Origin of the sequence: Streptococcus sanguinis SK355 (assembly GCF_000212855.1) — a bacterium.
Classification (GTDB): domain Bacteria; phylum Bacillota; class Bacilli; order Lactobacillales; family Streptococcaceae; genus Streptococcus; species Streptococcus sanguinis_A.
The window spans coordinates 1-21,391 of record NZ_GL890993.1; the positions used below are offsets into that span (position 1 = coordinate 1).

The 21,391-nt window shown below is 43.9% G+C and carries 20 protein-coding genes; 3 read left to right on the forward strand and 17 right to left on the reverse strand.

Annotated elements, in window-relative coordinates:
- Nucleotides 1–154: 154 nt before the first annotated feature.
- The 3 genes from hpf to HMPREF9389_RS11180 form a co-directional block, all read right to left on the reverse strand.
- Nucleotides 155–697 (reverse strand): ribosome hibernation-promoting factor, HPF/YfiA family, encoded by a 543-nt coding sequence (hpf, locus tag HMPREF9389_RS11190; protein ID WP_002903257.1) that lies wholly within the window; start codon nt 695–697, stop codon nt 155–157.
- Between the two features lie 81 nt (nt 698–778).
- Nucleotides 779–1,444, reverse strand: coding sequence for a ComF family protein (locus tag HMPREF9389_RS11185; protein ID WP_002927463.1), 666 nt, complete (start codon nt 1,442–1,444; stop codon nt 779–781).
- On the reverse strand, nt 1,441–2,739 hold the full coding sequence (locus HMPREF9389_RS11180) for a DEAD/DEAH box helicase (protein ID WP_002927465.1): 1,299 nt from the start codon (nt 2,737–2,739) through the stop codon (nt 1,441–1,443). The genes HMPREF9389_RS11185 and HMPREF9389_RS11180 overlap by 4 nt, the downstream gene beginning before the upstream one ends.
- A gap of 55 nt (nt 2,740–2,794) precedes the next feature.
- Here HMPREF9389_RS11180 and HMPREF9389_RS11175 point away from each other — a divergent pair, with 55 nt between their 5' ends.
- Both HMPREF9389_RS11175 and cysK read left to right on the forward strand, forming a co-directional pair.
- Nucleotides 2,795–3,427: a YigZ family protein gene (locus HMPREF9389_RS11175; protein ID WP_002927466.1), complete on the forward strand. Its 633-nt coding sequence runs from the start codon at nt 2,795–2,797 to the stop codon at nt 3,425–3,427.
- Between the two features lie 100 nt (nt 3,428–3,527).
- Nucleotides 3,528–4,457, forward strand: coding sequence for a cysteine synthase A (gene cysK, locus HMPREF9389_RS11170; RefSeq protein ID WP_032906094.1), 930 nt, complete (start codon nt 3,528–3,530; stop codon nt 4,455–4,457).
- A gap of 107 nt (nt 4,458–4,564) precedes the next feature.
- Here the strand turns inward: cysK and HMPREF9389_RS11165 are convergent, their stop codons facing one another.
- The 13 genes from HMPREF9389_RS11165 to HMPREF9389_RS11105 form a co-directional block, all read right to left on the reverse strand.
- Complete coding sequence (locus tag HMPREF9389_RS11165; RefSeq protein WP_002927468.1) at nt 4,565–4,927, reverse strand: S1 RNA-binding domain-containing protein; 363 nt, start codon at nt 4,925–4,927, stop codon at nt 4,565–4,567.
- Nucleotides 4,927–6,327: a bifunctional Cof-type HAD-IIB family hydrolase/peptidylprolyl isomerase gene (locus HMPREF9389_RS11160; RefSeq protein ID WP_002927469.1), complete on the reverse strand. Its 1,401-nt coding sequence runs from the start codon at nt 6,325–6,327 to the stop codon at nt 4,927–4,929. Before HMPREF9389_RS11160 ends, HMPREF9389_RS11165 begins: the two co-directional genes overlap by 1 nt.
- 39 nt (nt 6,328–6,366) lie before the next feature.
- Entirely contained in the window at nt 6,367–6,999 is a 633-nt protein-coding gene (locus HMPREF9389_RS11155) for a response regulator transcription factor (RefSeq protein ID WP_002926512.1), read from the reverse strand.
- Nucleotides 6,977–7,996 carry a sensor histidine kinase gene (locus tag HMPREF9389_RS11150; RefSeq protein WP_002927470.1) on the reverse strand — a complete coding sequence of 340 codons (1,020 nt, stop codon included), beginning with the start codon at nt 7,994–7,996 and terminating at the stop codon, nt 6,977–6,979. Before HMPREF9389_RS11150 ends, HMPREF9389_RS11155 begins: the two co-directional genes overlap by 23 nt.
- The gene (gene liaF, locus HMPREF9389_RS11145; protein WP_002893496.1) at nt 7,993–8,688 is read right to left on the reverse strand and encodes a cell wall-active antibiotics response protein LiaF; all 696 of its coding nucleotides are present in this window, start codon (nt 8,686–8,688) and stop codon (nt 7,993–7,995) included. The genes HMPREF9389_RS11150 and liaF overlap by 4 nt, the downstream gene beginning before the upstream one ends.
- Before the next feature lie 144 nt (nt 8,689–8,832).
- The gene (gene pknB / locus HMPREF9389_RS11140) at nt 8,833–10,686 is read right to left on the reverse strand and encodes a Stk1 family PASTA domain-containing Ser/Thr kinase (RefSeq protein ID WP_002927471.1); all 1,854 of its coding nucleotides are present in this window, start codon (nt 10,684–10,686) and stop codon (nt 8,833–8,835) included.
- Complete coding sequence (locus HMPREF9389_RS11135) at nt 10,683–11,423, reverse strand: Stp1/IreP family PP2C-type Ser/Thr phosphatase (protein WP_002927472.1); 741 nt, start codon at nt 11,421–11,423, stop codon at nt 10,683–10,685. Before HMPREF9389_RS11135 ends, pknB begins: the two co-directional genes overlap by 4 nt.
- A gap of 18 nt (nt 11,424–11,441) precedes the next feature.
- Nucleotides 11,442–12,758 carry a 16S rRNA (cytosine(967)-C(5))-methyltransferase RsmB gene (rsmB, locus tag HMPREF9389_RS11130; protein WP_002927473.1) on the reverse strand — a complete coding sequence of 439 codons (1,317 nt, stop codon included), beginning with the start codon at nt 12,756–12,758 and terminating at the stop codon, nt 11,442–11,444.
- Entirely contained in the window at nt 12,748–13,683 is a 936-nt protein-coding gene (gene fmt, locus HMPREF9389_RS11125; protein ID WP_002927474.1) for a methionyl-tRNA formyltransferase, read from the reverse strand. Before fmt ends, rsmB begins: the two co-directional genes overlap by 11 nt.
- An 83-nt stretch (nt 13,684–13,766) precedes the next feature.
- Nucleotides 13,767–16,154: a primosomal protein N' gene (locus HMPREF9389_RS11120; RefSeq protein ID WP_002927475.1), complete on the reverse strand. Its 2,388-nt coding sequence runs from the start codon at nt 16,152–16,154 to the stop codon at nt 13,767–13,769.
- A gap of 60 nt (nt 16,155–16,214) precedes the next feature.
- Nucleotides 16,215–16,529: a DNA-directed RNA polymerase subunit omega gene (gene rpoZ / locus HMPREF9389_RS11115; protein WP_002927477.1), complete on the reverse strand. Its 315-nt coding sequence runs from the start codon at nt 16,527–16,529 to the stop codon at nt 16,215–16,217.
- A 25-nt stretch (nt 16,530–16,554) separates the two neighbouring features.
- Entirely contained in the window at nt 16,555–17,187 is a 633-nt protein-coding gene (gmk, locus tag HMPREF9389_RS11110; RefSeq protein WP_002893505.1) for a guanylate kinase, read from the reverse strand.
- 187 nt (nt 17,188–17,374) lie between these two features.
- Nucleotides 17,375–18,988, reverse strand: a complete 1,614-nt coding sequence (locus tag HMPREF9389_RS11105) for a ribonuclease Y (protein ID WP_002927478.1) — start codon at nt 18,986–18,988, stop codon at nt 17,375–17,377.
- A 364-nt stretch (nt 18,989–19,352) separates the two neighbouring features.
- On the opposite strand from HMPREF9389_RS11105, the gene HMPREF9389_RS11095 reads away from it, so the two are divergent.
- Nucleotides 19,353–19,835, forward strand: coding sequence for an S-ribosylhomocysteine lyase (locus HMPREF9389_RS11095; RefSeq protein ID WP_002927480.1), 483 nt, complete (start codon nt 19,353–19,355; stop codon nt 19,833–19,835).
- A 95-nt stretch (nt 19,836–19,930) separates the two neighbouring features.
- Here the strand turns inward: HMPREF9389_RS11095 and HMPREF9389_RS11090 are convergent, their stop codons facing one another.
- Nucleotides 19,931–21,379, reverse strand: coding sequence for a cell division site-positioning protein MapZ family protein (locus HMPREF9389_RS11090; protein WP_002927482.1), 1,449 nt, complete (start codon nt 21,377–21,379; stop codon nt 19,931–19,933).
- Between the last annotated feature and the right edge of the window lie 12 nt (nt 21,380–21,391).

Sequence of the window (21,391 nt, forward strand, 5' to 3'; positions counted from 1 at the left end):
TAATATTTTTTACATTTTTTTGAGGTTTATCTTTAAACTCTAAGTATAAAGTTAATTTCTTTGTACGTAGGGTGCTTGTGCCATGTCATCTGACAGTATAACTTTCTATAAAATAAAAAGGTTGAGAAACTTGCTCTCAACCCTCTTTTCTTATTTATTTGACTTCTAACAAGCCAATATCTCCATCCTCACGACGGTATATAACATTTGTGCTGCTGTCCTCTGCATCGGAATAGATAAAGAAATCATGTCCCAACAAATCCATCTGTAGAATCGCTTCTTCCAAGTCCATTGGCTTCAAATCTATGTGTTTTGAACGGACAACTTTTGACGGAACTTCTTCTGCTTCTTCAGCAAAGGAATCTGTGAAAAGCTGACTTGTAGCAACTTTATTGCGATTCTTTCTTTCAATCTTGGTCTTATTTTTGCGGATTTGGCGCTCAATCTTATCTGTGACCAAATCAATTGATCCATACATGTCCTGAGAGATATCTTCTGCACGAAGAGTGATGGAGCCTAGCGGAATTGTCACTTCCACTTTCGCAGTCTTTTCACGGTAAACCTTGAGGTTCACACGCGCATCAAGTTCTTGCTCTGCTTGGAAATACTTCTCAATCTTCTCAAGTTTAGAAACTACGTAGTCACGGAGAGCATCTGTTACTTCTAGGTTTTCACCACGGATACTATATTTAAGCATATAAGTACCTTCTTTCTAAACATAAATGTTTTATTTATAATATCATTATAACGCTTTCATTTCTTTTTTGCAAATTTTTTCCTATCTTGCGATTGAAAACGTCAATACTTCTTTCACACCGGCTTCCAATAAGATTTGCTTGGCTAATTGCAAGGTTTTTCCAGTCGTATAGATATCATCAACCAGCAAAATTTTATCCGGCAAATCAACTCCTTTCTTAATTTTAAATGCTTGCTGCGTCTGCAGACGCTCCTCACGTGTCTTGCTCGACTGTGCTAGGGTGTCTTTTTTCTCTAAGATATTTCTATATGCTACTTTTCCTGCATCTAAAATCCCCTGCACTTGATTAAATCCTCGAACTTGAAATTTTTCGACACTGACTGGAATCGGAACAATGGTATGCTCTCTAAACATTCTGACTGCTTTTCTAGCTGCTTTTGCAAATACAAAGCGCAATGCATAGTCTCCCTGAAACTTATATTGACTGAAATAAGCCTTCATTGCTTGATTATAAGTAAATATTGACTGGTGCTGGACTAGATTCCCTTCTTTCTCCCACTTTTTGCAATCTTTGCATAAATCTGATTTCCCGTCGCGAAAACAGCGAGGGCAATGTTCTTCAGATATGCGTTCAAAATTTTGATAACAAGTGGAGCAGCAGCTTGGTCCTTCTTCTTTTAATAGAAAAAGCCGTAAAAAACTACTTTTGTCCTCAATTTGCCCTTTGCATAAAAGACACTCTGTCATAATCCCGCCTCCTTATTCATATCTCTCATTTCCCGAATTGCCTTTTCCATAGCAAGGGTAGTTCCATCATGAAAAAATAGCAACTGTCCCGTCGGTCTATCCATACTACGGCCAACTCGGCCTGAAATCTGAACCAGAGCACTACGAGTGAACAGGCGATGATTTACTTCCAAGACAAAGACATCTACGCCAGGAAAAGTTACCCCACGCTCTAAGATAGTCGTTGTCACCAAAATAGTGATCTCCTTGCGACGAAACTGTTCAACAATCTCCAGACGATTTTCTGTTGTGGAGGCGACAAAAGCTAGCTTTTCATCCGGCAGAGCAATCTGCAGAGCCTGAGCAACATCCTCTCCTCTTTGAATTTCTGCAGCAAATATCAAGAGAGGAAATTGAGTCTCCCTCTGTTTTTGTATATATTTTAAAAGCTTAGGTGCTATTTTCTTCTTCTGAAGATATTTTTGAAAATCAGATAACCAAACTTTCTGAGGGATAGTCAAGGGATTACCATGAAATCTTCTGGGAAGACTCAGGCGTTTCAGCTCACCTTTTTGAACCCTTTTATCCAGTTCATCCGTGGAAGTAGCTGTCAGAAAAATAGTTGTAGCATCCTCTTTAACTGAACGCTCTACAGCGTGATACAGCATGGGATTATCCACATAAGGAAAGGCGTCTACCTCATCAACAATCAGCAAATCAAAAGCTTGATAAAATTTTAATAGCTGGTGAGTGGTAGCAATCACCAAGGGACTGCGAAAATAAGCTTCTGACTCCCCATGCAGAAGGGCTATTTCACAAGAAAAATCTTCTTTAAGGCGCCGATAAAGCTCTAAACAAACATCAATCCGCGGACTTGCCAAGCAAACAGAACCACCTCTATCAATAACTCTTGCAAGCACTTGGTAAATCATTTCTGTTTTTCCAGCGCCAGTAACAGCATGCACTAACGTATTCTGCCTTTTCTCTAGCGCATCAAGTAAGCCTTTGGAGATTTTCCCCTGAAACTCTGTCAGTTGCCCCTGCCATTTAAGCACCTGATTTTTAGGAAAATACTCTTGAGGAAAATAGTAGAGTTGTTGGTCACTCCGTACCCGACCCAAGATTAAGCATTCTCTACAATAATAAGCTCCAACAGGTAGCTGATTTTCTCGTTCAATCAAGCTGTTGCAGCGTCCGCAGCGGAGCTTGCCTTTTTCTTCTCGGATACTGGGAATTTCTTTTGCTTTTGCTCGCAAGCTAGGCTCTAACTGATTTTCTGTAAATATCCGTCCTAAACAATCTTGTAACTCTAACATACTTATATATTCGTAATTTTTTGGCAAAATTCATCTTTTTTTGTAAAATATAGTTATGGAATTTAAGACAATTAAAGAAGATGGCATGGTTCAGGAGGAAATTAAAAAATCCCGCTTTATCTGCCATGTGAAAAGAGTTTACTCCGAGGAAGAGGCTCGCGCTTTTATCACTGCTATAAAAAAAGAACATTACAAGGCCACCCATAACTGCTCTGCTTTTATCATTGGAGAAAAGAGCGATATTAAGCGGACCAGTGATGATGGGGAGCCCAGCGGAACAGCCGGAGTTCCTATGCTGGGAGTTCTAGAAAAGCATGAATTGACCAATCTTTGCGTTGTGGTTACTCGCTATTTTGGCGGTATTAAACTAGGGGCCGGCGGTCTGATTCGAGCTTATGCCGGAAGTGTTGCTCTGGCTATTAAGGAGATTGGACTGGTTGAAATAAAAGAGCAGGCTGGCCTGTGCCTAAAACTGTCTTACAGCCAATATCAGGATTTTGCGAATTTTCTCAAGGCAGAAAATCTTGTTGAATACGATACTGAATTTACAGATACCGTCTCCACTCTTCTTTTCGTTGACAAAGGTGAAAGAGAGCTACTCAAAGATAAACTGACTGAGTTTTTTAAGGGAAAATTGGAGATGATGGATCAAGGACTGCGCCAAGTAGAAGTCCCCTTGATGTTTTGACATAAAGAAAAGCTATGGCTCTCATAGCTTTTTTATATTTTACAAAGCGCTTGTTTCATTTTATACTAATTCTATTAAATTATATTGAGGTATGTATCCTATGTCACGTATTTATCAAAACATTACAGAACTAATTGGGCAAACCCCCATTGTCAAATTGAACAACTTGGTCCCAGAAGGAGCTGCTGAGGTATATGTGAAGTTAGAAGCTTTCAATCCTGGCTCTTCTGTTAAAGACCGGATTGCTCTCAGCATGATTGAGGCGGCTGAACGCGATGGCCTTATCAAGCCTGGCGATACCATCGTTGAAGCAACCAGCGGAAATACCGGTATTGGACTTTCATGGGTTGGAGCAGCCAAAGGCTACAAGGTTGTCATTGTTATGCCAGAGACCATGAGTGTGGAGCGGCGCAAAATTATCCAAGCTTATGGTGCTGAGTTAGTCTTGACTCCGGGTAGCGAGGGAATGAAAGGTGCTATTGCAAAAGCACAAGAAATCGCACAAGAACGAAACGGCTGGCTGCCGCTGCAGTTTAACAATCCGGCCAATCCAGAGGTTCACGAACGAACAACAGGAGCAGAAATCATCGCTGCTTTCGGTGAAACTGGACTGGATGCTTTTGTAGGCGGTGTCGGAACTGGCGGAACTATTTCCGGTGTATCTCACGCTCTCAAAAAAGTTAATCCGGACATCCAAACCTATGCAGTTGAAGCAGACGAATCTGCTATCCTTTCTGGTGAGAAGCCAGGTCCTCACAAAATCCAAGGACTTTCAGCCGGATTCATTCCAGAGACCTTGGATACAGAAGCCTACAACGGTATTGTCCGTGTGACTTCTGATCAAGCACTGGAATTCGGACGCTATATTGGCGGTCAGGAAGGCTTCTTAGTGGGGATTTCATCTGCTGCTGCTATTTTCGCAGCTATTGAAGTAGCGAAAAAACTAGGAGCTGGCAAGAAAGTCCTTGCTCTGGCACCTGATAACGGCGAACGCTACCTGTCTACTGCCCTCTATGAATTTGATGCTTAGTATTTTTTGAAAAACAAGTCCGTTTCAACTTAGTACTCGGCCATGAATTGAATAGCAAGTCTATCTAAAACAAAAATATCCTGTTCTCTTATCGAACAGGATATTTTTTAAATTTTTTCTTCTTTTAAGAATTTTTTTGCCTCTTTAATCCAGATAGGCAGCTGTCTGCCTAAAGGCTCAAAACCAATTTTACAGCGGTCGTTTGAAAAGCGGTGGCGTCTAGGAAGGCGGTGCTTTTCTTCTTCTAAGGTCCGCATGGACAGACTGGACTTCCCAGAAAATTCATCATAGTCCACAACCTGTACTAATACCTGCTGGCCAATCTTTACACTATCATGGATATTTTCAATATAACCCGGACGAATTTCTGAGATATGAATCAGACCAATCGTACCATTTTCCAGCTCAACAAAAGCTCCATAAGGCTGAATCCCTGTGATTTTGCCTTTTAATTTATCACCGATTTTCATCAGTCTTCTACCTCAATTGTCTCAATCACAACATCTTCCACCGGCTTATCCATAGCCCCCGTCTCAACAGCTGCAATCTTGTCCAAAACTTGGTAGGACGCTTCATCAGCCAGCTGACCAAAGACAGTGTGGCGCCGATCCAAATGCGGTGTTCCTCCCTGACTGGCATAGACTTCAGCGATAGCTTCAGGCCAGCCGCCGCGGCTCAATTCCTTAGCTGAATAAGGAAGATTTTTATTTTGAACAATGAAAAATTGACTGCCGTTAGTATTTGGCCCAGCATTTGCCATGGAAAGAGCCCCACGAATATTGTAAAGCTCAGGTGAAAACTCATCTTCAAATTTCTCACCATAGATAGACTGACCGCCCATACCGGTACCAGTAGGATCACCACCCTGAATCATAAAGTCCTGAATAATGCGGTGGAAAATCACACCGTCATAATAACCATCTTTAGCAAGGGCAATAAAGTTGGCTACTGTTTTTGGTGCCTGTTCTGGAAACAGCTGAACTTTCATGTCCCCATGATTAGTCTTGATAGTCGCTTTTGGACCTTCTGCTGCTACAAGTTCTACTTGTGGAAAATGTAATTCTTTTTCTACCATACCTAACTCCTCTAAAGCGGCAAAAATACCGTCTTCTTCTACTGTTTTTGTAATATAATCTGCTCTTTTTCGCAGTTCTTCATGGGAAACGCCCATGGCAATGCCAATTCCTGCATAGTCAAACAATTCCAAATCATTGAGTCCGTCGCCAAAAACCATGACATTTTCAGGTTTAAAGCCCAGATGCTCGACAACCTTGGAAACTCCGGCTGCCTTGGAACCTTCTGTCGGTACCACGTCTGACGAATGAGGATGCCAGCGAACCAAACGCAGATGCTCTTCTAATGTATCTGGAAGCTGTAGGATATCTCCTCTATCTTCAAAGGTCCAGAGCTGATAAATATCCTGCTCTAGATGAAAGTCTGGGTTAACAGGCAAATCTGGATAAACCACATCAATGGCCTCTGAAATCAGAGAATTTCGATTGGATAAGGCTGCTCCATGGCTGCCGACCAGACCATAGTCAATCCCTTCCTCCTGAGCCCAAGCAATATAGGACGTCACTCTATCGGACGGGATAACCGTCTGAGAAATCACCTTTCCTTTGCTATCTTCGACATAGGCTCCATTCAAGGTAACGAAAAAGTCTGGCTGCAAAGCTCTCAGCTCCGGCACAACACCAAACATTCCTCGTCCAGACGCAATACCCGTCAAAATCCCTTTGTCCTTCAACTGCTTGAAAACTGTCTGGATAGAGTCTGGTATAAAACCTGTATCCTTGACTCGTAGGGTATCATCTATATCGAAAAAGACAATTTTTATCTTTTTTGCCTTATACTTTAATTTTGCGTCCATATCTCCCCTTGTCCAATCTTAATCTTTTCTATTATACCATTAAAAGTCTTCTTGTGGGACAAGATGGTGCTGAAAAGCATAAACAACTGCCTGAGTGCGGTCGCTCACCTCCAATTTGGACAGGATATTGGAAACATGAGTCTTGACCGTTTTGAGGGAAATGAAAAGCTCATCCGCAATCCGTTGATTTTCATAACCCTTGGCTAACAGCCCTAAAATATCACGCTCACGAGCTGTCAAATCTTCGTGGAGCTCAATATGGTTACGATGATACTCCACTTTCTTACTGACCTCTGTTTCAATGGCAAATTCTCCCTTGGCCACTTTTTTGACAGCACGGAGAATTTCTTCAGCACTGGAAGTCTTAAGCATATATCCATGAGCGCCTGCATCCAGAACAGGATAAATTTTTTCATTATCCAGATAAGAAGTCAAAATCAGAATCTTTGCTTCCGGCCACTCCTTTAAAATGGCCAGTGTCGCTTCAATCCCATTCATCTCAGGCATGACGATATCCATGATAATCACATCCGGACGACTTGCCAAAGCCTGCTCAACTCCTTCTTTGCCATTGACTGCTTCAGATACTTCAGCTATATCATCTTGCAGTTCCAGGTAACTTTTCAATCCCAATCTGACCATCTGGTGGTCATCCACTAACAATATCTTCATGATCTTCTCCTTCTAGTAAAGGTATCGTGATTTCAATAGAAAGACCTTTTCTAGGGGCTGTCAAAAGCTTAAAAGTGCCCGCCATATCCCGCACACGGTCTTCCATATTTTTCAAGCCGTAGCTAAGTTCATCCTGAGCCAGCGGATCAAAACCAACGCCATTATCAGATACCTTGATTTTAAGTTCATTAGGTGCCTGATAGAGGTAAATATCCAGCCGACTGGCTTGGGCATGCCGCAGTGTGTTGTTGATAATTTCCTGCATAATCCTGAAGACATGCTCCTCCATCTGTTTGGATAGATGCCCAACCTGATGATTGAAATGAACATCAATGTCGCTTTTATCAGTCAGCTCCTTGATAATCACATCCATACCTTCGACCAGAGTCTTATTTTCCAACTCTGTAGGTCGCAGGTGGAGCAGGAGAATCCGCAAATCCTTCTGAGCTGTGTCCAGAATATCTGCAATCCCCTTGAGCTGCTTTTGCAGTTTTTGTCCATCGAGCCGTTCTACATTTCCAGCCACTCCTGAAAGAATCATATTGGCTGCAAATAATTCCTGACTGACAGTATCGTGCAAATCACGCGCAATCCGCCGCCGTTCTTTTTCGATAATTTTCTCTTCTGTCTGCAGGGTTTGGTTTTCAGACTTTTGGAGATTCTCTGTCAGACGGTGCAGCCTTCTCTCAAGCTGATGCAAAGAGCGATCCAGCTCGGGCTGGTCTGTCGGCTCCAGTCTCCGTCCATCTAGCAAATGCCGAAGATTTTTTTGCACATGGGCTACCGACAGATATTGTATCAAGCGGGCCGCAATCACAATCAGAATAGTCAGTGATAAACCGATAATCACAACAAAGAACACAAAAGACTGCAACAGCTCCAAATCATTAAAGAGCTCCTGCCAAGTAAAATCAAAAATATTGAAAATATAATGAAAGATGATAAATAAGACAAAGAAAGTATAGAGGAGAATGAGAAAATAATTTGATTTCTTCACTTTCTGACAACCTCCACATTTCCTAAGAAGCTGACGAGGACAATCTTCACTGTCTTATTGGCCCGTTTATAGTCTGGTGTCGTTAGCGAAATGGTTTCGTTGCGCAGCTTGCGAGATGGATGATGCAGAAAGTTCAGCTCCCCGTAAAGAGTATTGATTTGCAGCTGAATTTCCACATCCAGTGGCACAATGATCTTGGTATCGCCAAATCCCTTTCGAATGACAATGACGTTATCATGGTTGACCAAAATCACGTCTTCCAAATGAATGGTGTCTTTCCCAACAATGCGCAAGAGATTGATGTCGTGGAATTGACAGCTATCCTTAGAAAAATGCTGCAGGTCCCCCAACCAGCGATTCTTTTCACTCTGAATTTCCACATCTTCTTCGTAAACGAGATGGGTTTCTTGATTTTCCTTATAGATATAAGGGTAGGCCACAATCATTCCATAAACAAGCGCAAATAAAAGGGCAGCAATGACGTAGGGATTGAGCATAATAATGAAAAACAGCATAATCATGGAAGCAACCAGCAGAAAATTTCCTTTTTGCTTGCCGAAGTAATAATAGAGCAGCAGCAAAAAAAGGACCAAGATAATGACAACTCGTGAAAAATCAGCTGCCAACATGGTAACCAATGCCATGGATAATAAGACTGTTTCAACAAAAACAAATAATTGAACCTTCCACATAGCCGTTTCCTTTCTCTACCTTCCTATTTTAACAAAATTAAACCAAAAATCCTCCGTCCAAGGCATGAAATGGGGAAATTTGTCCAGCAAAAAGAAAAAAACATCCGTTTTAAGATAAAAAACTTAAAATGGATGGTTTATTAATCAACTATCAGATGAGCTAGAACTAGTTCCATGTCCGCTATCTTCAGACGATGAGCTGCTCTTTGAGTTGCTACTAGACGATGAAGATGACGAGCTAGATGACGATGGTGTTGTTGCTTCTGTCACGTAAAGAGTGATTTTTTCATTGGACTTGAGGTCAATTGTCTGACCTGCCGCAGGTGACTGGGAAGTTACCAAGTCAGCCTGAGTCGAAGTGACTGAACGGTCAACAACTCGCTCAATTCGAGACGAAGAAATTCCCATTTGAATCAAGTAAGAACGGGCATTGGCGTAGGTGTACTGCATGCTGCCAAAGTCAGGCATGGCCACACTAGTCACTGCTTTCGCCACTGTCAGCTTGATCTTATGATTAGAAGTCAAATCATAGGTCGAACCAGCTGCCGGCGACTGGCGAATGACCTGACCTGGCTCGTACTCGTCCGATTCTTCCTCAACAATCTCAATCAATTTCTCAGAAACATTATAGTTTGTTTTCAGATTTTCAACTACGGCTGATTTTGCTTGACCGACATAATCTTCCATCACAAAGGTCTTGGGTCCCTTGGAGATAATCAGGTCAATCTTGCTGCCTTCGCGGCGCTGACTATTGGCCTGTGGATCAGTTTTAATTACTTTGCCGGATTCGACATTGTCGCTGTATTCTTCCTTTTCCTCTCCGACAACCAGCTTCTTAGCTTCAATAGCGGAGCGAGCCTCTGCTACAGTCTGACCAGAAACATCTGGCACGCTGGTGTTAGACGGGCTGTTATAGAGAAGGACGACAAAGGCAGCCAAAACCAATAGGATAGCAAAGAAAAGAACCTTGTAACGCGTTCTCAAACGGCGTTTCTTTGGAGCTTTCTTAACCGCATCAGATGTCTCTTCCTTGACTTCAGCAGCTTCCACTTTAGGCGGCGTTGACTTAACAGGTGGAACTGCCGGCTGAGGTACAGGTGAGATTTTTGGCAAGGTCTTGGTGTCTGCTTTCGCAACATCATCAAAGACTAATTTCTTTTCATTACGGCGCTCGTAGGATAAGCTGCTGGACAAGTCAACATACATCTCTGCAACTGACTGATAACGATCCGTCAGTTTTTTGGCTGTTGCCTTAATGACCACATTTTCCAAGGCTTGAGGCACATTAGGATTTTCAGAAATGATGGATGGCAGCGGCTTTTGGAAATGCTGCAAGGCAATCGTAACGGCACTATCCCCGTCATAAGGGATATGACCAGTCAGCATTTCATAAAAAATAATCCCCATCGCATAAATATCACTCTGAACAGTTGCTTTAGAGCCACGTGCCTGCTCAGGCGATAGATAATGAACTGAACCTAGCATTGAGTTAGTCTGAGTCAGACTTGTCTCCGCAAAGGCCACCGCAATCCCAAAGTCTGTTACCTTGGCATTGCCATCTGGGGTTAAGAGGACATTTTGTGGTTTCAGGTCACGATGGACAATACCGCGTGTATGCGCTAGGCGCATTGCCAGCAAGATTTGTCCCATGATTCTGACTGCTTCTTCATTTGAAATCGGAGAATTCTCTTTGATATAGCGCTTGAGGTCCAGACCCGCCACGTATTCCATAGCCAGATACTGCTGGCCATCTTCTTCCCCAATATCAGTAATCCGAACGATGTGCGGATGGTCCAAGTCAGCCATCGCCTTAGCTTCCCGCTGGAAACGCGCGACAGCGATAGGATCTGTCTGGTAATTGGTCCTAAGAACCTTTACCGCAACTTCCTCACCATCCAAAATCAAGTCCTTGGCCAGATAGACATCTGCCATGCCTCCGCGGCCAATCTGCTTGATGATTTTATATCGCCCGGCAAAGATTTTGCCGATTTGAATCATGCCTTATCCTCCTTGTCAAAGCGAACCAGAGCAACTGTGATGTTATCTAGCCCTCCAGCATTGTTGGCAAAGCGAATTAAGGTTTGTGTTTTTTCAGACAGGCTGATGTCGCTGCTGACAATGTCACAAATTTCACTGTCTGAAATCATATTAGTCAGACCGTCACTGTTGAGCAGAAGGTAGTCACCATCTTCCAAGGTAATCATGCCATAGTCAGGCTGTACTTCGTCTTTTTGACCAATAGACTGGGTAATGATATTCTTCTGCGGATGACGCTCTGCTTCTTCTGGAGTAATCTGTCCAGCTTTCAACAAAGCATTAACAAGCGAGTGATCATTGGTCAGCTGGCGGTATTCATCACCGCGAATCAAGCCGATGCGAGAATCACCGATATGGGCATAGATGGCTTGATTATCAATGATAGCCAAGGCTTCCAAAGTCGTGCCCATGCCCTTGTATTCTTCATCTTGACCAAATTGATGAATGCGCTGATTTTCCTCTTCCAAGTGCTCCGCAAACCATTCACGCACTTGATTCACCGAATCAATCTGTGTATCAACCCAGGCAGCTCCTAAGTCTGTCACAGCCATTTCGCTGGCAATATTTCCAGCTCTGTGGCCGCCCATACCATCTGCCAAGATAATCAGGGTTTTGCCAGCCCGATTCACAAAAAGATTGGCATAATCTTGGTTATTTGTACGCTTTTGACCAACATCTGTTAATAATGAAATTTCCATACTGTCAGTTTCCTCCTCTTATTCCGATATCTTCCTAAATTGACTGATAAAAAATCCGTCGCTTTCATATAATTCCGGCGTAATCAAGATACAGCCGTCTTTGACGATATCTTTTCTTTCATGGTCTAATAAGACTTGCTCAAAATTCGGATGGCTGGCCAGAAATTTTTCGACAACCTCAAAATTCTCTTTAGCCATAATCGTGCAAGTACTATAAGCTATTATACCACCTTTACGTAGACTTTGACAAACGCTGTCTAGTATATCCAGCTGAATTTTTTGTAAATTCTCAAAATCTGCATTTTCTTTATTATATTTTATATCTGGTTTGCGGCGAATTAAGCCAATACCAGAGCAAGGAGCGTCCACCAGGATTTTATCGAAAGCATCTGGGCCAAAAATCTCAAATACCTTGGTCGCGTCTAGCTTTTTAGTAGTGACTTTATCTGCCAAGCCCAGCCTTTTTGCATTTTCTTCTACGAGCTCTAACTTATGATCGTAGAGGTCCAAGGCTGTAATGTGGCCGCTCGTCAGATAGGAAGCCATGTGGACAGTCTTACCGCCCGGTGCACTGCAGGCATCCAGGATCTGCTCCTCTCCTTCGATGGACAAAGTAGGAGCCACCAGCTGGCTAGACTCATCCTGAATCGTAATCACTCCGCTTTCAAAGAGCTGATGCCCAGCAAAATGCCCCTGTCTCTTAACCAAAGCTGACGGAGATAAGGGAGAGTCCTCAGCCCCTAAAAGCTGGCGAAGCTCTGCCTTGCGCGACATATCTGTCACGCGAATACTGGCCTTGCTGCAAACAAAGAGACTGGCAAAGATAGCTAGAGCTCTTTCTTCGCCATACTCTTCTATCAATGCTTTGACCAGCCAGACCGGCAGAGAATACTGGATCGAATAGCGTTTGTTTTTACGCTTGATTGTTTTAAAATCAGCTACATCCTCACGCTCAATCCTACGTAACAAGGCATTGACAAATTTTTCGCTGCCGCGCTTACGGATTTTCGCAATTTCAACAGCCTCATGAACAACTGCGTGCTGAGGGATTTTATCCAGATAGAGCATCTGATACAGACTGAGCTCAAGCAAAATGTAGAGCCAGTTATCTAATTTGTCCCTATCCTCAATCAGATGGGATAAATACCACTCCAGAGTGATTTTCCGAGCAACTGTGCCGTAAACCAGCTCTGTTACCAGACCTTTATCTGCTTGACTCAGTTGGCTTTGACTCAGCGCTCGGTTTATGGCGATATTGGAATAGGCTCCTTCTTCAAAAACTTCTTCCAAAATTTCCAAGGCCTGCCAACGGGCCTTTTTTTGCTTACTTTCCAAAAGTATCTCCTATGGACAGGCTGCGGCCCAGTCCATTCAAAAAATCAACGATAGCCATCTTGGGCTTACCAGCGGGCTGAACTGTCTTCAGCGAGAGAGCTCCCTGACCAGCTGCGACCACCAGTTCTTTTTTGCTAATAGACAATATCTGTCCCGGCTGACCGCTGCCAGCTGCCATATCTGCTTCGTAAATCTTAAAGCGTTGCCCCTGCAGCAAGGTATGAGCTACCGGCCAAGGGTACATGCCGCGAATTTGATTGAAAATTTGGCGGTTTGTTTTGCTCCAGTCTATCCGCTCTTCTTCTGGGCTGATATTCGGAGAGAAAGTGACCTGGCTAGGATCCTGCGGCTGAGGTGTAATCTGCCCTGCCCTATAAGCTGGCAGAACATCCAACAACAAATCTCGCCCGATAAGCGCCAATTTTTCAAAGAGAGTTCCAACGTTGTCCGTCTCTTCAATCGGCGTCGCCTTGCTGGCTATCATATCTCCGGCATCCATTTCCTTGACCATTTCCATAATCGTAACACCCGCCTGCTCATCGCCGTTAATCAAAGCATAGTGAATAGGCGCACCACCTCGGTATTTAGGCAACAAGGAGGCATGAACATTCACCGCAAAGTCAACACTGTCCAGCAAGCAGCTAGGCAAAAACTGTCCGAAAGCAGCTGTGACAATACCATCTGCTTCTAAGTTCATCAACTCCTCTAAATCCGAGCTTTGAGCCAGCTTTTCCGGTTGATAAACCGGCAGCTTGTATTCCAAGGCTAATTCTTTTACTGGAGTCATGCGAATCTCTCTTTTACGGCCAACGGCCCGGTCCGGCTGCGTCACCACGGCTAACACTTGGTATTGACCATTGTCCAGTAGTCCTTTTAGGACAGTCGCTGAGAAGTCCTGTGTTCCCATAAATATTATTTTCATCATTTTTAACTATTGATTCCTTCTTTGTTCCTTCACTTATTATATCAGAAGTCGCCTGCAACAACCTTAATCTCGGCTAAAAAGCTTTACATAAAATTTTGTGGTTCATTATCAATTATCAGGCGTAAATCTTTATTGTCCCGATTCTGTGTCCAGTCTAATACTTGATTTAGTGTCGCCTGCAGCTTGTCTTCAAAGCGATATTTGAGCAAAATCTGATAATGATAGAGATTGTGGGTACGGGCAATGGGCTTCGGCGTTGGACCTAGGATTTGCACTTTTTCTGACAGACTGCTCCGCAGAATATCCATAACCTCATAGGCTTTTCGCACTGCTGTCTCTTCGTTCTTGTGGGACAGGGTTAGACCGACCGTAAAGTAATAAGGCGGATAGCCTAGCTGCCGGCGAATTCCCATTTCATAAGCATAAAAGCCCTCGTAATCCTGCTGCTTAGCAAACTCAATGGCATAATGATGAGGATTGTAGGACTGGATAAAGACCTGACCAGCCTTTTCAGCCCGACCAGCCCGGCCAGCCACCTGAGTCAGCAGCTGGAAAGTCCGCTCTGAAGAGCGAAAGTCCGGTAGATTAAGAGCTGTGTCTGCATTGAGAACACCAACCAGCGTCACGTTTGGAAAATCCAATCCCTTGGCAATCATCTGGGTGCCTAAGAGGATATCGGCCTGCCCCTGGCCAAAGCTTTCTAAAATGGCTTCATGGCTGCCTTTCTTACGGGTCGTATCTACATCCATCCTCAAAATGCGAGCCTGTGGAAAGAGCTGAACCAACTCATCATAAGCTTTCTGCGTCCCAGTCCCATAATAGCGAATGCTGCGGCTGGCACAGTTAGGGCAAGACTGAGGAATATTCTTAGTAAAACCACAGTAGTGGCAGTTCATGGTCTTGGTGTCCATATGCAGGGTCAGAGAAATATCACAGTTAGGACAGCTGTCAACGGTCCCACATTCCCGACACATAACAAAGCTGGAATAACCCCGCCTGTTGAGCATGAGAACCGTCTGCTCCCCCTTATCTAGACGATCTTGAATAGCCTCTAGCAGGACCGGGGTGAAATTACTGGCCTCATGCTGCCCGATATAATCCCGAAAATCCACCACTTCCACTTGAGGAATCTGCGCCAGCGGATTGGCACGCTTACTGAGCAGCTGAAAATCATAGACACCACGGCTTGCTCGGGCACGGCTCTCCAGGCTCGGAGTCGCCGACCCCAATACTAAAACAGCTTGATTGTACTGAGCTCGCAGGAGAGCCACCTCTCTGGCATGATAGCGAGGATTGGAATCCTGCTTGTAGGAGGATTCATGCTCTTCATCAATGATAATGACTCCAATATTTGTCAGCGGAGCAAAAATAGCTGAACGCGCGCCGACAACAACCTGGGCAGCTCCTCGCTCCACCTTGCGCCATTCATCATATTTCTCACCATCAGACAGACCTGAATGCAAAATTGCAACTTGGTCGCCAAATCTAAAAATAAAGCGATCAGTAACCTGCGGAGTCAGAGAAATCTCTGGAACCAGCATAATAGCGGTCTTGCCTTGGGCCAGTGCCTCTGCAATGACCTGTAGGTAAACTTCGGTCTTCCCACTGCCTGTAACCCCTTCTAAGAGGACTGGCTGAGAATGACTCTGACCAATTTTCTGAGTGATTGCTGCAACCGCTACGGCCTGTTCATCGTTTAAGGTCAGACTTTGCTGCTGCCGCTCCTTTTGGAAATAAGCAGCAGAACGGCTGATTTCTCTATCTTCAATGCTAATTAGATTTTCTTTGATAAAGTAATTGATAATATCGCGCGAAAAGTTTTCTCGCAAATCAGCCAAGAGCTGGCTATCTCTCTGTTCCAGCAAGACTTCTTTTAATGCTTGTTTTTTCTTGGCTTGTCGGGGAAGGTCATGATTTTGCAGAGCGGTATGATTGACCTGATACCATTTCTCAGTCTTAATATGCTTCTTGTCCGTCGCCTGATACTCCAGCCGAATACGGCCAGTCTGGGTCAGTCGCATCAGCTTGGCCTGCCTCTTCTTGTCCAAATCAGAAAAGCGAAGACTGTCCTCCTGACCAAAGATAGCTGAGCGTTCCTCATCATTCAGCAACTCTGTCGGATAGAGCAGTTTATCATAACTGGAGTTGAGAAGACTAGGCAGCATGGCCTTTAAAAGGCTAATCTTATAAGAAAAGACTGACTTGCGCAGCTCATCCGCCAGCCAGAGCTGTTCCTGGTTTAGCACTGGCCTGAAATCAAGGACTTCCGCAATTTCCTTCAGCTCTTCTTGGCCTCCCGTCTCATCAAAGCCGACCACAATCCCCTGAATCAGGCGATTTCCCTGCCCAAAAGGGACATGGACCCGCATGCCAGCTGCCAGCATCCCTGCAAACTCTTCTGGAATAGCATAGCTATAGGGCTTGTCCGTCTGCATCAGAGGAACATCTACAATAATCTTTGCTAGCTTCACATTCTCACCCCACTTTCCTAAACGTCATTACAGAAAAAATAAGATTGAGCATCCCCAACCTTAAATCTTCTCACCTTCTTCTTTTTCTTTAGCGATTTGCTCTTTAATCTTGCGTTCTTCTTCTTCTTTACGCAGGCGCTCTTCTTCTGCCCGACGGCGAACTGCCTCGCGTTTGCCTTCTGGATCTGGATGGATAACGACATTGCCGGATTCAATTTCTTCCAAAGCACAAAGAGTGGATTTGACAGACTTGAATTCCTGCGTAGCAGGAGCTCCAGCTTCAAGCTCATGAGCGCGCTTAGCTTCTAAAATAACCAAGGAATATTTTGACGGAACCTTGTCCAGCAAAGTGTCAATAGACGGTTTTAACATCATAATTTTCTACCTAATTTCTAACTTTCTATCGAATAATCGTTTCATTTTTTGGAAGCATGTCCTGATAACGGCCGATAACACGGTCTACTCGGAAATGCTCTGCTTCAATCACGCGCTTGACACGGTCGGCAGCCAGCGGCACCTGATCATTGACAATGGCATAATCATACTCACGCATAAGGGCAATTTCTTCTTTGGCCTTTTCAATGCGCTGAGCGATAATCTCTGCACTGTCTGTCCCACGACCAACCAAGCGGTCTTTGAGTTCTTCTAAGTCTGGAGGAGTCAAAAAAATAAAGACGGCATCTGGAACTTTTTTCTTGACTTGCAAAGCTCCCTGAACTTCAATCTCTAAGAAGACATCAATACCCTTATCCAGCGTTTCATTGACATAAGTCAGAGGCGTCCCGTAGTAGTTTCCCACATACTCTGCATACTCCAGCATCTGTCCCTGACGAATCAGCTCTTCAAACTCCTCGCGAGTTCGGAAGAAATAGTCTACTCCATCCACTTCGCCTGGACGCTGCGGACGAGTCGTCATGGATACCGAGTACTGGAATTGGTTATCAGTGCTTTCAAAAATTTCTCGTCTAACAGTCCCTTTTCCTACACCAGAGGGGCCTGAAAAGACGATTAGTAAGCCTCGTTCCGTCATCATGTCTCCTTCACAGTCTTTCTATCTAGTGTAACAAAATTAGGCTGATATTTCAAGAGGATAGGAAGAAATGTATGTGTCTAGAGTTTTGAGAAAATAGAAAAAATAAGCAAGCAATCATACGGAAAACAAAATAGACCAGCAGATAATTTAAGAAAAAAGCAATCTGTTACCAGACTGCTTTTTTTCTTTATTTTGCGTAGTCGACGGCACGCATCTCACGAATAACCGTTACCTTGATATTGCCTGGATATTCCAAGTTGTTTTCGATCTTTTCACGCACATCGTGCGCCAAAATCGTAATCTTGTCATCCTTAATCTTGTCCGGCTGAACCATAATCCGGATTTCCCGGCCAGCTTGTAAAGCAAAGCTGTTCTTGACACCCTTGAAGCTATTAGCGATTTCTTCCAAATCTTGGAGACGCTTGATATAGCTTTCCAGGGATTCACTACGAGCACCTGGTCGAGCAGCACTGAGAGCGTCTGCTGCAGCTACGATAACGGCAATGACACTTTCTGCTTCCACATCTCCGTGGTGGCTGGCAATCGTATTAACAACGATTGGATGCTCCTTGTACTTACGAGCTAGTTCTGTCCCGATTTCCACGTGGCTGCCTTCAACCTCCCGGTCAATAGACTTGCCAATATCATGGAGAAATCCAGCACGGCGGGCTAAATTGGCATTTTCACCAAGCTCACTAGCGATAATACCGGAAAGTTTGGCCACCTCAATAGAGTGCCGAAGGACGTTCTGACCATAAGAAGTACGGAACTGCAAGCGACCCATGATTTTCATCAAATCAGGATGCAGGTTAGGAGCTCCGATTTCATAAGCTGCGGCTTCCCCGTACTCACGGATGCGATTATCAATTTCCAGACGGTTCTTCTCAACCAACTCCTCAATTCGGGCTGGGTGAATACGGCCGTCTTTCAAGAGTGCTTCCATAGTCATACGAGCGATTTCGCGGCGAATCGGATCAAAACCTGAGAGAGTAACAACCTCTGGCGTATCATCAATGATGACATCAATACCAGTCAGACTCTCAAAAGTCCGAATATTGCGACCTTCCCGGCCAATAATCCGCCCCTTCATACTGTCATCTGGCAGATGCACCGTTGAGTTGGTTTGCTCGGCGACATAATCACCAGCAATCCGCTGCATGGCTTGGACCAAGATATTCTTGGCAACCTTATCAGACCGCTCTTTGATATCTTGCTCCGCATCCCGAATCCTAGTCGCAATCTCTTTAGAAAGCTTGTCTTCGGTCTGCGTCAAAATAATATCACGCGCTTCTGTCTGCGATAGCGAAGCAACTCGCTCCAGCTCTGCTGCCTTCTGCTTTTCAAGTTCCGCTACTTGTTCTTCACGCGCATCAATGTGTTTAGATTTATCTGAGAGACTTTGTTCTTTTTGCTCCAAAGCCTTTTCTTTGTTGCTTAAATTATCGTCTTTGCGGTCAAGGGTAGAAGCGCGCTCTGTCAAGCGGCTTTCGATTTGTTTCAACTCTTGACGTTCAGACTTAAATTCTGCATCAACTTGTTCACGATATTTTCTGGCTTCTTCTTTTGCCTCCAAAAGTGCTTCTTTTTTAAGCGAACTTGTTTCCCGCTTGGCTTCTTTGATAATCAAATCAGCTTCGCGTTCAGCTTGTCCGCGTAAATTGGTTGCTTCTTGTTCAGCATTTAAAAGAGTAAGCTCTGCAGCTTCTTTAGATGATTTCATCTTAGCCGAGACACTTACATATCCAATCACTAAACCAATGATGGCAGCAAAAACAGACATAATTATAGGAAATAGGTCCATGTTTTTACTCCAAATCTATTTAATTGTTGAATTCAAAATTCCATACTATTCTATCACAAATCTAAAAAATTCACAAACCTATTTTTTGAAATTCAAGAAAGCTTTTGTCCAATTTTCACCGTCAAAATCATCAAAGTTTGTAGAAGCCTGTGCACTAAAACTTTTTCAAACCATAAGCAAGATTGTTCAAATTTTTCATTTTTCTAAAACTTAAACTTTATTCCCAAATAAAATTTTTTTATGCTATAATCAGAGAAGAAAAGGTGTATATGAGACAGGCTTTTTCTTCACTAACAAGACAAACCTATGGCTTGATATCACTAGAAAAACCTTCTCGCACTTGCTACATTGTAAAGGAGAAACCATGTCTAAAGAAGTTATCGTTGAAAGCTTTGAGCTGGATCACACCATTGTCAAAGCGCCTTATGTTCGTCTCATCGGAGAGGAAACCGGTCCTAAAGGAGATATCATTTCCAATTTTGATATCCGTTTGGTTCAGCCTAATGAAGATTCAATCCCAACTGCTGGTCTGCATACCATCGAGCATTTGCTGGCCATGCTGATTCGCAAGCGCATTGATGGTATGATTGACTGCTCACCTTTTGGCTGTCGCACTGGTTTTCATATGATTATGTGGGGCCAACACAGTTCCAACCAGATTGCTCAAGTCATCAAATCCTGTCTAGAAGAAATCGCTGAGTCAACTAGCTGGGAAGATGTCCCTGGAACAACCATTGAATCCTGCGGAAACTACAAGGATCACAGCCTTTTCTCAGCTAAAGAATGGGCCAAACTTATTCTTAGCCAAGGAATCTCAGATGATGCCTTTGAACGCCATGTGATTTAAAAAAGTTCTCGAAATCGAGAACTTTTTTTGTGCATGTATAATGAAATCCATCAACAAACTAGAAAGCCAGCTGCTGAAGAAATATTAACAGATGACTAGAAATCAAGCGAGTCAGCATAGCCCGGTCCATTGCCGACGAAGTATCCAGTTTTACAGTTGATACTGAAGAGATAGGTGCCGTCTGGCTTGAAGAGGTTATAGTAGCCGTTTCCTTTGATAATATTGACGCGTTCCAGGATATAGTTATCTCCAGAAATATAGCCACGCTCACGAGAAGTTTGCAAAATCTTCTCCAAAACGCCAGGATTGAATGTCCAAGCCGGATTATTGACATCATCAATGGCCGCTTGATTATAAGGGACACGACTGAGGTCTCTCTGCAGATTTACTCCGTTGCTTGGAAGACCATAGCCAGAGTAAGAGTTAGAAGCTCCTGAACCAGAAGCAGATGCACTTGAACCGCCGTTTGTACCTGTCCCTCCTTGATCAGTAGCAGGAGCTGGAGTTGGCACCTGTTGGCCGCGTCCTTGGGCAATTGCTGCCTTCAGAACTTCATCTAGCTTAGCATTGCCACTTGATACGTCTGAGAAGGTCGCATTTGTATTCGCCTTGGCTTCCTTATTCAAGACGCCGTCAGTGATAGCTCCGCCGTCAAACTGCGAATTGACACTTTGGATAGCTGAAATCTGCTTGACTAAGGAATCATACTTGCTCTTGGCTGCATCATAGTCTTTGCTTCCTTTTAGTTTTTCAAGTAAGGATTTTAATTTTTCCAAGTCTCCGAATTTACTGTTTTTGACAGCTGTCTGATTGCTATCTGTGAAAAATGCAGCATATTCATCATTAAAGGACTTCAGATTCTTGGCAGTATTATCAGAGCTAGAGGAAGACGAACTCTTTTTGCTGGACTGCGATGTTGAAGAGCTGGAGCTTGTAACGGTCTTGTGACCCCAATTATGCCCCAGAGCAAAGTAGAGCCCTGTTCCCGCTACAGCAATCCCTAGAAGTCCCAAGACAGGATAAAGGAAAGCTTTTTTCTTGTAGAAAGGTGTCTTAGGAACCTCTAATTCCTTCTCATCAAGCGGCTCCGGAATAGGACCGTAAGATGTCTTTTGAACGGGAGCAGCAATCGAATCCGCCTGCTCTGAGCGTTGACTGCGAGATCCTAAGGGGTTTGGAGCTGCTTCTGGCTCACTTGCAGTCTCAGTGGCTGTCGACTGAGCTGTTTGAATCTCCTGTTCACTTTCAACCTCTTGCCGTCTTTCTTTGATGAAGTCGGTCAAATCAGAAGAGGCTTGCTCAGCCTGAGCCGTTTCCTGCTCCTGCAGCTTTCTGATTTTCTGGGTTTCAAATTTTCCAGCTTCGATTTCCTGACGGTGCTGCTTGATATACTTATCCAGCACATTGTCGCTTTCATTCACACCGGCTTCCAGCTCCTCTTTCTTACGAGTAGCTTGACCGACTGTCATTTCCTTGGCCTCTTCAAAATCAAGGACCGACTCTTTCTTTTCTTCTTCCGGTGAGTAGTTTTCTTCTTTCGTCACGGCAAATCCTTT